An 11677-nucleotide genomic window follows, 5' to 3' on the forward strand; every position below is an offset into this window, starting at 1 on the left:
CGCCGATATACCAGGACCGTGGACACCCACGGTAGGATATTACATGGCGCGGACTGCACTCTCTACCTGGGTACTACGTCTGGCAGGCTAGGCGGGTATACCACTGGATACATGGTCTGCGGATTGGGAACCCTTGCGGATAATGGTGGGGTGATGGGTAGCAAGAAGCGCCCGTCCTGACTCGTGGAGGAGGCACAGCCAACGGGCTGAGGCATGGTGCTGCTGCGCCAGAAAGAACCAAAGTCGGTGTTGACTCCCGTTATTGTAATCTTTAGTGTGGAAAAGGGTCGGGTCGCAAGACAGCTATAACACTTCCGCGAACGTAACATATCCCAATGTCGTGATAATAAACCGAGGGTTCAGCCCAGCAACGGAGCACCAAATGATATATCCAATCGCTGTACCGTTCCTTTATGTGGAATGAACGGATGCCGTGTCAGACCTCCAAGATTCCCACTACTATGCGAGGACAAGCCATGTGTGGATGTATTGGGAAACGCTACCCGGTGAGCGAAAGCCACCGTACTTAGATGTTTGTCTTGAGACGATCAAGGCGAATCTAGATGATGACATGCTTCTTCACGAACTCGACCAAGAGACCGTGTTCAGTTGGCTTCCAGATTGTTCTCCCATCATTTGGCGGGGGCTTGGGAACCCGGTCCGGCGCAGCGACTATGCACGGGTCCGGCTAATTGAGCGGTATGGCGGAACATGGATCGACGCAGACACCGTTCTGATGATGCCGCTGCGTATCTTCGTCGAACCTCTCGCCCGGGATAGCGTCGTATCTGCTGAGCGTTTTAGCCTCGGCATGTTCGCCGCCCGCCCCAATGCCCCGTTGATACGCGCTTGGCGTCGAGCTCAGGACGAGGTACTGGCGTCGTCTGACGATTGGACGACTTTGCCTTGGGCGGCTCTTGGCTCAGACAGCCTATGCGAACATCTTGATCATTTCGATTACTACAGGTTTCCACGAAAACGAATGGTGCCGATTGAGTGGTATGAATGGCGTCGTCTCCTCTCCCGTTTGGAGCCACCCGCAGCGATCATGCAGTCTTCACCGATAAGTGTCTTCCTCTTTAATGGAACAATGAGCGGCCCCTTGGCGAACATGACCAGAGCGGACATATTGAGCGACAACATGTTGCTAAGCCGGCTCCTGCGCCTAGCTTTAGGCATATCGACCCTTTCAGATGAGACGAAGGCGTTAATGTGTTTGGCGCCGGTGTCCCGTCTCCGTGTTACGAAATTGGGACGCCATGTAGAAGAGGGATTGCGATCTATTTTGAGGAACCGCTGATCGTAACCTGGAACTGGGGAAAGAATCCCGAGTCGCGTTGCTCGAGCAACGGATAAGCCTTCAAGGATCAGTGCGCACACTACATAGCGTCATCGATCGGTTGCCGTTTTAGACACTCTGGCTTGGGCCGCGGCCTGGAAGCCGCTACGCTGTGGTGAGCTGACGAGGGCAAAGAAAGATAACGACTTACGGATTTCGGGGGCTAGTTCAGGGTCGCCTGGGGGTAAACGGTCAACGCGGAATTGGACCATGCGGAGTGACGATCTTTGGGGCATCTTGCGTTCGAGGACTAGAGAAATGTTGCCGAACTTTCTGCTGATCGGCGCCATGAAGGCAGGCACGGACAGCCTCTGGGAGTACCTGCGCGCCCATCCCCAGGTCTTCATGTCGGTTCCGAAGGAGATTGACTTCTTCGTCAAGGAGCTCAATTGGCCTAGAGGTATTGAGTGGTACGAAAGTCACTTCGCTCGGACGGGGGCCGCGCAGGTGATCGGCGAGGCATCTACGAGCTATTCCAAATGGCCCGTTCACCAAGGTGTGCCTGAGCGTATTGCCTCTGTGGTCCCGGACGTCCGCATCGTGTACCTCGTGAGACACCCAATTGATCGAATCCACTCACAGTACCTGCATCAGCGACTTCTGGGCCTCGAACGTCGCTCCCTCAGCGGAGCTGTGCTCTCTGATCCTTCCTATCTGAACTTCAGTCGGTATGGCTTGCAACTGCGGCAATACCTCGACTACTTCGATCGTTCACAAATCCTCGTATTGAAATCTGAAGATCTCCGCCACGATCGCCGAGCTACCGCGGAGTGCATGGCCAATTTTCTACATATTGACAATTCGTGGCCACATGAGGTGCTCAATCAGGAATTCCACTCCACGAGCGAGAAACGGGTCTTACGACACGGCTTCACCATCGCGCAGAAGATCCCGGGCCACGATGCTATCGCCCGTCGAGTCCCAGATCGGATCAAAGACAAGACGCTCCCGCTGCGAACACGTGGAGTCAATCCATCACACTTCGTAATGACTGATGACATATGCCAGCGACTGGCTGAGAGACTCGCCGAGGACGCGCTTGAGCTGCGTGAGCTCCTTGGCGCATCCTTCGAATATTGGGATATCACGTGACCGGCGTTGGACGTGGAACGATAGCGGAGGCGAGTCCGGATGGAGATGAACTTCGCGATAGCACGGTTCAGGCTGGCGTTATCTTCGTCTCCCAGGTACCGACTAGCGGGGATTCGGGTCCCGTCGCGCTGTGGATCACCTGCGCGTCGTGGGCGACCGCCGCCCAGTCTATTTGGGGTCGAGCTTGGATCCTCACTCCCGAGGGAAGCTTTACGCCGGAGGAGGCGCTTCTGCATGCCTCACGGCAAGGCCTGACCTCCAACCCCACGCGCTGGTGGCGTCCGTGGATCCCCGAGGTCGCGATTACCGCGTACAAGGACGTCCGGGAATTGGCGCGCGCAGTCAAATTTCGTCGCGCGATCCGTCGGTTACCCCCAGTGACAGGAGACGTTAAGTTTGTCTGGCAGCATCACGGTCTCTTCAGTTCGTCCGGCCTGGAGATCGCCAGCGCGGTTCAACGACCGCTCGTCTTGTTCGTCGACGCTCCAATCGTGTGGGAAGACCGCAAGTCGGGCGTACACAGGCCAGGATGGGGCAAAGTCGTGGAGCAATTCGCCGAGAGGCCACAGTTTCGATCAGCTGATCTTGTTGCATGTGTCTCTGACCACGTGGCTCATGAAGTGTGTCGAAGAGGTGCCGCCGAGAATCGCGTGATTGTCACGCCGACGGGTGTAGATCCCGACCGGTTTAGTCCGACAATTTCAGGTGACCGGGTCCGCGAAGAGGCCCACCTTGCTGGGTGCTTCGTTGTGGGCTGGATGGGAAGTTTCAGACCATTCCACGGTCTTGATTTGACGATAAGAGCGGTGGCGAGGTTGCAGGATGCAATTCCGTGTTTAGCCCTTCTTCTCGTGGGGGACGGACAGGAGCGGCACCGGATCCAGAAACTGGCAGAAGATCTGGGTATTCGCCGCGTGTATTTCAGCGGGACGGTTCCTCATGCGAAGGTCCCTCAATACATTGCCGCTATGGACGTCGCTGTCGTCGCAAGCGAGTCTCACGACGAGTTCCATTACTCTCCGATCAAGCTGCGTGAGTACATGGCGTGCGCCCGGCCAATCGTCGCCCCACGTATTGGCGAGATTGAGCGATTGCTGATTCATGGTCAGGATGCGCTCCTTGTCACTCCCGGCGATTCCGGAGCGCTGGCGAAAGGAATCGACCGGCTCTATCGGGACGAAGGCCTTCGGTCTGAACTCGGGCAGAGGGCGCGAGAGAAGGTTCGCACAGTGTCGTGGGAGCACCAAGTGATGCGCGTTTGGGATCAACTCCAAGCCCGAGGTTCGAAGCGCTGACCGATATGAAGATGCGGTTGCTGCACATTGTCGACTCGAATGGACGGCGCGGCGCCGAGGTCTTCGCATCGGAGCTCATGTCTGTACTGAACAAGCACCTTGTCGAGCAGCACGTCGTCATCTTGGGCTCAACGATCGAAGGCGGGGTTGACTTTCCAGTTCCAACGTCAGCACTTCCGCGCCGTGGTCCACTCTTACCACTGCTCAAAGTCGACTTACGGATCCTGTTCGGTCTTTGGCGGCTAGTGCGGCGGACAGACCCAGACATAATTCAAGGTCACGGAGGAGACACGCTGAAGTACACGGCAGCGGCGACAATTGGGTATCCGGCTCCAGTCGTGCAACGAGCGATAGGCTCACCTCCAAGTTGGATCAGGAGGGGCCCGCGTCGGTGGGCTTATGCCTTCATACTCTCAAGATCGGCACGGATCATCGCAGTTGCGGAGAGTGTTCAGACTGAGATTGTCAGCCTTTACGGGATCCCTGCTGACCGAGTTGTCATGATTCCGAGTGCGTGCGAACCAGGACGGGTGGCCCCACGATTGGATCGTGACGTGATCCGTGCAAGGCTCGGCATACCTGTCAACGCACCGGTGATTATCTCCTTGGGTGCCTTGACCTGGGAGAAAGACCCGCTTGAACACGTGGAGGTCACCGCCTGTCTCATCCACGACGAGCCCGAATGTCGTCATCTGATTGTCGGAGATGGTCCGCTTCGCGCCGAAGTCGAAGCCCGTATCCGTGATCTTGCAATCGGAGACCGCGTATTGATGCTTGGCTCACGTGAGGATGTCGGTGATCTTCTTGCGGCAAGTGATGTCATGCTGCTCGCAAGCCGCATAGAAGGGATGCCAGCTTCAGTCATCGAGGCCGGATTCGCTGGTGTACCCGTCGTCGCCTTCTCCGTGGCCGGCGTTAGTGAAGTCGTCCTAGATCGTGTGACGGGCTACCTGGTCCCGCCCGGCGACAGGAAGGGACTCGTATCGGGCATCAGCCGACTAATTGGCGACCGAAGACTCAGGCAGACCATGAGTGAGTCGGCTCGGCGCTGGATCTCGGCTCGCTACGACATCGGAGCGATCGGGCCGAAATATCTCGAGCAATATGAGTACCTTCTTGAACAGCAACGGAAAGATTCCACTATTCGTAAAGGAGACCGAAGTGGTGGGCGTGCGGAGTCGTGATCAGCGATTGTCGCTCAGCAAAATCCGCCGGGCGCTTTTGCCGACCGACAGCAGTGATGGACAGAGCTCGATACCTGTCGCCCTAAGCCCGCGCCCGAAGGATATCCCTAGGCATACGATCGAACTGGTGAGCGCCCACCTCCGTCGTCGTAATGCGCCTCATCACCCCGCACGGCGTCGATGTATCGATGAATGGCAACTGCAGGGTCCAGGCCCAGGCCCGACAACGCCCGGGCGCACGCGCCCGCTGATCTTCGGCATCATGGCCGTCTGGAATGAAGAGGATGTGATTTATGCAGGAGTCCGTAACCTCCTGGACCAGGGGGTAGATCGCGTCTTTGTAGTCGATGACGGTAGCGACGACGCGACCGTAAGCGAGGCACTCGAGGCCGGTGCGGAAGTCACGAGGGACCCTCACGAAACGTTTCGTGAAACGGGAATGACTGCAAAGATTGCGACGCAAATATGGCAGCAGACCTACGATGAAGGTCGAGATGTATGGTGGGTAATCGCAGACGGCGACGAGTTTCCGCGCGGTCCTAATGGGGCAACGATCAGAGAGCTCGTGGAGGAACTTCCGGACTGGGTGGACGTGGTGGGAAGTCGAGTTCTCGAGCACTATCCCAGAGGTCCGCGAGACTACGAGGTTCGCGAGCACCCGTTGCTTTCCTTGCCCTTGGCGACGTGGTACCGAAACCCGTACTGCAGCATGGGCCACTGGAAACATCAGCTCATACGGGTGCGTGAGCCCGGTGATGTCGTGCCGCTTCACGGGCATCACACGGTCAAGACGAAAGACGGACGGCGAGCACGAGAGTTCTCGGCGAGCCTCCTTATGCATCATTTCCCATTTCGCAACCGCGACCACACGGAGGCAAGGCTGCGTCGGCTGGGGTCAAGAGGTGGTCGCTATGCCATGAGTCCCGATGCCTTCCTTATGGCACGACTCGAAGTGAGGCTGCGCATGCTCGATCACATCTACGAAGGTCGATTCGAACTACTGCCGAACCCATTCCCCGGCGAACGGAAGGTCGGCTTGGATGTCAAAGATTGGCGAGAGTTGATATCGACCGACGAGCGTCGAATGATGTGATCCACGAAGCATGGTGCGTGTGCGGCGGTGCCAAGATTAGCTGAGTCACGGATCGGCCAGACTCCGGTAGAGCGTCTCGATGCGACGGACGGCCACGGTCACATCGAATGCATCGCCTCGCGTCTTGGCACCCTCCGTCAAACGCCTCCTCAGATCTCCGTCCCGAACAACCCGCGCTATGGCGTCGGCCAGAAGGTCCGCCCGTCGGGGTGGCACGACCAGACCATCCACCCCGTCCCGGAGCGCCTCTAGCACCCCGCCGACGTCAGTCGTCACGACTGGTAGACCCATGACAAGCGCTTCCATGATTGAGACAGGAAATCCCTCGTGAAGAGACGACAGCACGTACACGTCCGAGGCAGCTAGGACCCGGAAAACATCGCGTCGAAGTCCGAGCAGTTGTACGCGGTCACCTAGTCCGAGACGGCTATGGAGTGCTCTCACCTCGTCTTCCAACGGCCCGTGGCCGATAAGCGCGAACCGTACCGGAAGGCCGCGGCCGATGACCTCTTGGGCCGCCGCGAGCAACAAGGTGTGTCCTTTTTCGGGTCGGAAGTTCGCGACTGAGGTGACTAGCACCTCGTCGTCTGCCACCCTCAACTCTGCTCTCACAGCCTGGCGGAACTCCTTCGCGGATCGTGCCTCGGCTACTGGGACCCCATGGATGACGACCTCGGCCCTATCACGAAGTGTTCGCGGCATGGCGTCACGGGCCGTATTGGACACCGCGATAATCGAATCGTTGAGCCCCAGGGTGATCCGGTTAGCCCAACGGCTAGGCCACCTAGTCCCATGCCAAATGTTGTGTTGCGTGTAGACGAGTTGTGGTCGTTCGGCTCGCGGGAGCGTCCGTGCCACAAGGCTGCCGATCGGCTGCACGTATGGCAGATGGGTGTGGAGTATGTCGATGGACTCTGAGCGGAGAAGCGCACGAAGGCGGGCCGCCCATCTCAAATCGAGATGACGGTCGCTGCCGAGGCATTTGGTGACGACTCCAGCCGACTCCAAGTCCGCCACGGCGCCGGCCCGCGATGGAAGGACGTATGCAGCGGAATATCTGAATCTCTCGTGGTCAGCGACCTTTGCAACGGAGGTGAGCAAACGCTCCGCGCCACCAAGGTCAAGTCCCTTGATCAACCACAGAACTCGAATCGGCCGAGGCACTGGATAGCTCAGGAGGACGAAGGCCGAGCCGGCAGGCCCTCATCCACGAAGAATGGCGCTGAGGCACGTGACGGATGACGTCCGCGCCGACTTGGTCCCCTAACCAGCCTAACCCCTTGCTCTCCATGCCCGATCGGTCTGTCAGCCAGACAGATTGTCCATGCCGAGAGTAACAGGCTGGCGAAGGGCTTTGTGGCCGCAGCCAACAACCTTGGGCGAAGCCAGAAGGGATATGGGCCGTAATCGGCACATCGCAGGGCCGACCAAGGTCTTCCCGCCTGATGGGTTCCGATCGTTCTCGTGTGTCTATCGGTCCAGCGGTTGCGTGCGGTGGCTCCCGTCGTGGGACAATATGCATGTGGAGTGGGCGGTGGACGTTCGGAACCTGACAAAGGTCTACCTTCCCTCCCCTGGGTGGATGCGGATCCTTCTGAGATCGGCTATCTCCTCCCCGGTCACTGCCCTTGGAGGCATCTCACTTGCTGTGGCACCAGGAAAGATCTGTGCCATCGTTGGGCCCAACGGTGCCGGCAAGTCGACTCTGTTCAGAGTGCTCACCGGTTTGACGTCGCCTACGTCAGGCCTCGTTCGGGTGTACGGAATCGACGTGTCATCGGCTCCTCGCTCGGCTCGGGCTCTGATCGGGTTCGTCCCCTCCGGCGACCAGACTCTGTATCTTCGTCTCTCCTCGGTCGACAACCTGCTCTTCCACGGTCAGTTGGCAGGCCTGAGCGGTCGTCCATTGCGCCAACGAATCGACGAAGTCCTCGAGATCGTCGGTCTAAGCGGCGCCGCGGAGAGGGTCGGATTCGCGCTGTCAGCGGGTATGCGAGCCCGTCTCCAACTGGCCCGTGCGCTCCTTCACCGCCCCCGCGTCCTGATCCTCGATGAGCCCACCGCGGCCGTTGATCCGGTGGGCTCGTATGAACTCCTCCAGGTCATCGAGAAGGTCGCCGCCGACGATGGCATCGCCGTTCTGCTTAGTTCACATCGGCTGGATGAGATCGAAGCGCTTCGCGGCCGCGTCGTCCTTATGCTCGGTGGAAACATCATCTTCGACGGCGACCTCGAGACGCTGATGACTCAGACGCGACGGCGAACGATCAACCTTCGCTTCGCGACTGTCGGCCAAAAGGATCAGGCTGAACGGCAGCTATCACTCCTTCCTGAACTGGAGATCGTCTGGAACCCGGACCTCGGGCCAACCGAGTTCTCGGCCTTGACCGAAATGACGGTCGGCACCGTTGTATCCCGGCTAGACGGTCTGCTCGAAGGCATGTTGGCGATCGAGGAAGCCCGACTCCCGCTGCGGGATCTCATCCTGGACCTACTGCAGCGCGTCGGCGGTCGCGAGAGGGATGTCAACGCGCCGTGACCGCAACGTTGACGTCGGCATTCGTCCCGTCTCGTGTCCAGAGAGCCGGGACCGTCACTTGGGCGTTCCTGAGGATGGGTGCCCGCGCCACGTTCAGCTATCCGTTGTCGTTCGTTCTGCTACAGCTCGGCGCCCTGTTCCAGCTCGTCGGATTCTTGTTTCTTTCCCATTTCACCGTTAGCTCGGCGAGTCTCGGTTCGGGTTATCTTGCCTTCTCAGCCATCGGCCTCGCCGCAAGCCAAATCACTAGCGGTGGCATCCTCGGTCTGGGCCAGGAGTTGGAATGGGCGATCGAGCAAGGACGGCTCGAGATGCTGCTCATTGAGCCAATCTCTTGGCGCCTGATTCCGGTCGCCCTTGCGGCCTGGCCCATGCTGTACCGGCTCGCGAATGGCCTGGTGATCCTGCTGGCGGCCTGGGGATTCGGCGCAGCGATAGGCATACATGACCTGGCTGCTCTGACCGGGCTCCTGGTTCTCGCGATGGGAAGCAGCCTCGTGATTGGAGTCGCAGCAGGAGCGCTGCGTGTTCTGGCCAAGCGAGGTGACCCTATAGCCACCGTTTACGGGATGTCGGCGCAAATTCTCAGCGGGGTCTTCGTGCCCATCAACGTCTTCCCGCTGCCTCTGCGGGTGATCGCCTGGTTCTTTCCAAATACTTACCTGAATGCCGGTATGAGGAAGGTGTTGATGGCTCATTCAAGCCACGTCTATGGGCCGACCTCCGGCGAAGCCATCCTGCTGCTGTTTGGGTTCTGTGTAGTTTTGCTGCCCTTGAGCATGTGGATCTTCGGGCGCAGCCTCGAGACCGGTCGCAAATACGGAGTCCTGGCGGGCTACTGATCGGACTCGACGCTTGCGAACTACGAGGGTCGGTCTATTCTGTTGGATACGGGGATCTAAGGGGGCTGGGGCATGCCGCTCGTGGTAATCGTTGGACAAGGGTACGTGGGGCTACCACTATCTATGCGGGCAGTGGCGGTGGGACACAACGTCGTCGGCTTCGATGTCGATGAGCAGCGGGTAAAACGACTTGCAGCGGGGGACTCGTACGTGGAGGACGTGCGGTCAGAGGTGCTCAACTTGGCTCTGGCCAGCGGGCGGTACCTCCCGACGACCGATGGCCAAGCTTGCGGGGGCTTCGATGTCGGCGTGATCACCGTGCCCACGCCACTGAGAGAAGGGGTGCCCGACCTCTCCTTCATAGAAAGCGCGGGCGAGCTGCTTGGTCGCAACCTTCGCCGGGGATCTACAGTCGTACTCGAGTCGACCACCTACCCCGGAACGACGGTCGAGCTGCTGGTACCGATTCTCGAGGAGACCTCCGGATTGACGGCGGGAGAGGCATTCCACGTCGGCTACAGCCCAGAGCGCATCGACCCTGGCAACCGGGTTTGGTCGCTGATGAACACACCAAAAGTGGTATCGGGGATCGATGATGAGTCCCTTGCCAGCGTGAGAGCGTTCTACGACAGCCTGGTGGGATCGACTGTCCCCGTGAGCCGCACCCAGGAAGCCGAGCTCGTCAAACTCATCGAGAACACGTTCCGTCACGTCAACGTCGCGTTGGTCAATGAAATTGCGATGTTTGCAGCCGATCTCGGCATCGACGTGTGGGAGGCACTCGAGGCGGCCAAAACGAAACCCTTCGGCTTCATGGGGTTCACGCCCGGTCCAGGGGTCGGCGGACACTGCCTCCCCGTGGACCCGAGCTACTTGTCGTGGAGGGTGAAAAGGAGGGCCGGCGAGACCTTCCGATTTGTTGAGCTTGCCAACGACGTGAACGACCATATGCCTCGTTATGTGGTACGGCGGGTAACACTTTCGTTGAACCGGCGCCGGCTACCTGTCAACGGCACGCGACTCCTTCTGCTGGGCCTCGCTTACAAATCAAACACAGGCGACTCCAGGGAATCGCCGGCTCTGGTGGTAGCCGACCAACTTGTTGGACTCGGTGCCGAAGTCCGTGCGGTCGACCCCTATGTCGAGCCAAGTCGAATTGATCCCCGAATGACCCTTGTTGACCTCACCGCGGAGGAGCTTTGCTGGGCTGATTGCGTGATCGTTCTGACCGATCATGATGTGTTCGACTGGCAGATAGTGAAAGGCCACGCGAAGTTCATTTTTGACACCCGCCATCGTTTGGACGGTGCGAACGTCGAGCACCTGTGAGCTATCGCTCGGTGAACCAGGCGACTGTGCGTGCGAGGCCTTCTTCGAATCCAACGGCCGGGGACCATCCGAGATCCGCTGCTGCAGCCGCCAGGTCGGCCCGGCTGCGGCGAATGTCGCCAGCTCGGGGCTCGACGTGTCTCAGCGACGCCTGCGTCTCCGTCAACCGTTCGAGTATGGTGACGATCTCCAACAGGTTGTGTTCGCTGCCTCCCGCGATGTTGTAGACGTGGCCCGCGCATATCTCCGAGGGTGTCTGCGCCGCCGAGACGATGCCGGCTACTGCGTCATCGACGTACGTGAAGTCACGGCTCTGTAAACCATCACCGTGAACCTCTATTTCCGAGCGAGCGCGGAGCGCCGCAATGAAGATGGGAATCACCGCAGCGTATGCGCTATCGGGGCGCTGGCGGGGTCCGAACACATTGAAGAACCGAATAGATACGGTCTCAACACCGTGCAGCTCCCAGTAGACACGGGCGTAGTGCTCGCCCGCCATCTTGGAGACTGCATACGGCGAGCGGGGCATCAGAGGTGCTGATTCCGGGGTCGGCGTTATCGACGCGCCTCCGTAGACAGACGACGACGAAGCGCAGATGACCCGTCGTACCCCGTTCTGCCTTGCAGCCTCCAGTACCGAGAGGGTTCCCCGTGTGTTGGAACGGTCGGTCGAGAGTGGGTCTTGAACGGATCGCAACACCGCACGCGCGGCAGCTAGGTGGAAGACCACCTCCGCACCCCTCGTGGCTTCGAGTGCGGCGTCGGCATCGGCGACGTCTACCGTGAGCAGCCTGGCGTCGGCGTTGACGTGCTCGGCATATCCGGTGCTGAGGTTGTCTAGCACCGTCACCTCGTGGCCGGCCGCTAAGAGCACGTCGACCAGGTTGGATCCGATGAACCCTGCCCCGCCTGACACCGCTGTTCGCATCCCTACATCTTGGCGCGTGTCCCTTGATCTCGCCCG

General features: G+C 59.4%; 9 protein-coding genes. 7 read left to right on the forward strand and 2 right to left on the reverse strand.

Translation table 11 applies throughout. The features are described 5' to 3' along the window. Positions 1-1597 precede the first annotated feature (1597 nt). From VFZ97_06240 to VFZ97_06255, 4 genes are all read left to right on the forward strand, one after another. Positions 1598-2431 carry a sulfotransferase domain-containing protein gene (locus tag VFZ97_06240; GenBank protein HEX6393022.1) on the forward strand — a complete coding sequence of 278 codons (834 nt, stop codon included), beginning with the start codon at positions 1598-1600 and terminating at the stop codon, positions 2429-2431. A gap of 758 nt (positions 2432-3189) precedes the next feature. Further along, entirely contained in the window at positions 3190-3726 is a 537-nt protein-coding gene (locus VFZ97_06245) for a glycosyltransferase (GenBank protein HEX6393023.1), read from the forward strand. A gap of 542 nt (positions 3727-4268) precedes the next feature. Beyond that, positions 4269-4910: a glycosyltransferase gene (locus tag VFZ97_06250; GenBank protein ID HEX6393024.1), complete on the forward strand. Its 642-nt coding sequence runs from the start codon at positions 4269-4271 to the stop codon at positions 4908-4910. A 262-nt stretch (positions 4911-5172) separates the two neighbouring features. Continuing rightward, a complete protein-coding gene (locus VFZ97_06255) occupies positions 5173-6003 on the forward strand; it encodes a glycosyltransferase family 2 protein (GenBank protein HEX6393025.1) in 831 nt (276 codons plus the stop codon). A 45-nt stretch (positions 6004-6048) separates the two neighbouring features. Here VFZ97_06255 and VFZ97_06260 read toward each other — a convergent pair whose 3' ends face one another. Then, positions 6049-7140 carry a glycosyltransferase gene (locus tag VFZ97_06260; protein ID HEX6393026.1) on the reverse strand — a complete coding sequence of 364 codons (1092 nt, stop codon included), beginning with the start codon at positions 7138-7140 and terminating at the stop codon, positions 6049-6051. 385 nt (positions 7141-7525) lie between these two features. Here VFZ97_06260 and VFZ97_06265 point away from each other — a divergent pair, with 385 nt between their 5' ends. From VFZ97_06265 to VFZ97_06275, 3 genes are all read left to right on the forward strand, one after another. Next, the gene (locus VFZ97_06265; GenBank protein HEX6393027.1) at positions 7526-8542 is read left to right on the forward strand and encodes an ABC transporter ATP-binding protein; all 1017 of its coding nucleotides are present in this window, start codon (positions 7526-7528) and stop codon (positions 8540-8542) included. After that, positions 8539-9384 carry an ABC transporter permease gene (locus VFZ97_06270; GenBank protein HEX6393028.1) on the forward strand — a complete coding sequence of 282 codons (846 nt, stop codon included), beginning with the start codon at positions 8539-8541 and terminating at the stop codon, positions 9382-9384. The genes VFZ97_06265 and VFZ97_06270 overlap by 4 nt, the downstream gene beginning before the upstream one ends. 72 nt (positions 9385-9456) lie before the next feature. After that, positions 9457-10713, forward strand: a complete 1257-nt coding sequence (locus tag VFZ97_06275) for a nucleotide sugar dehydrogenase (protein ID HEX6393029.1) — start codon at positions 9457-9459, stop codon at positions 10711-10713. 1 nt (position 10714) lies between these two features. Here the strand turns inward: VFZ97_06275 and VFZ97_06280 are convergent, their stop codons facing one another. After that, on the reverse strand, positions 10715-11641 hold the full coding sequence (locus VFZ97_06280) for an NAD-dependent epimerase/dehydratase family protein (protein ID HEX6393030.1): 927 nt from the start codon (positions 11639-11641) through the stop codon (positions 10715-10717). Between the last annotated feature and the right edge of the window lie 36 nt (positions 11642-11677).

The sequence above is a fragment of the Acidimicrobiales bacterium genome, from assembly GCA_036378675.1.
In the GTDB taxonomy this organism is placed as follows: Bacteria; Actinomycetota; Acidimicrobiia; order Acidimicrobiales; family Palsa-688; genus DASUWA01.

What these genes read in the sequence shown, in the direction of transcription:
- VFZ97_06240 (HEX6393022.1), top strand. Translation starts at nt 1,598, where the DNA reads ATGTTGCCGAACTTTCTGCTGATCGGCGCCATGAAGGCAGGCACGGAC.
- VFZ97_06245 (HEX6393023.1), top strand. Translation starts at nt 3,190, where the DNA reads ATGGGAAGTTTCAGACCATTCCACGGTCTTGATTTGACGATAAGAGCG.
- VFZ97_06255 (HEX6393025.1), top strand. Translation starts at nt 5,173, where the DNA reads ATGGCCGTCTGGAATGAAGAGGATGTGATTTATGCAGGAGTCCGTAAC.
- VFZ97_06275 (HEX6393029.1), top strand. Translation starts at nt 9,457, where the DNA reads ATGCCGCTCGTGGTAATCGTTGGACAAGGGTACGTGGGGCTACCACTA.
- VFZ97_06280 (HEX6393030.1), bottom strand. Translation starts at nt 11,641, where the DNA reads ATGCGAACAGCGGTGTCAGGCGGGGCAGGGTTCATCGGATCCAACCTG.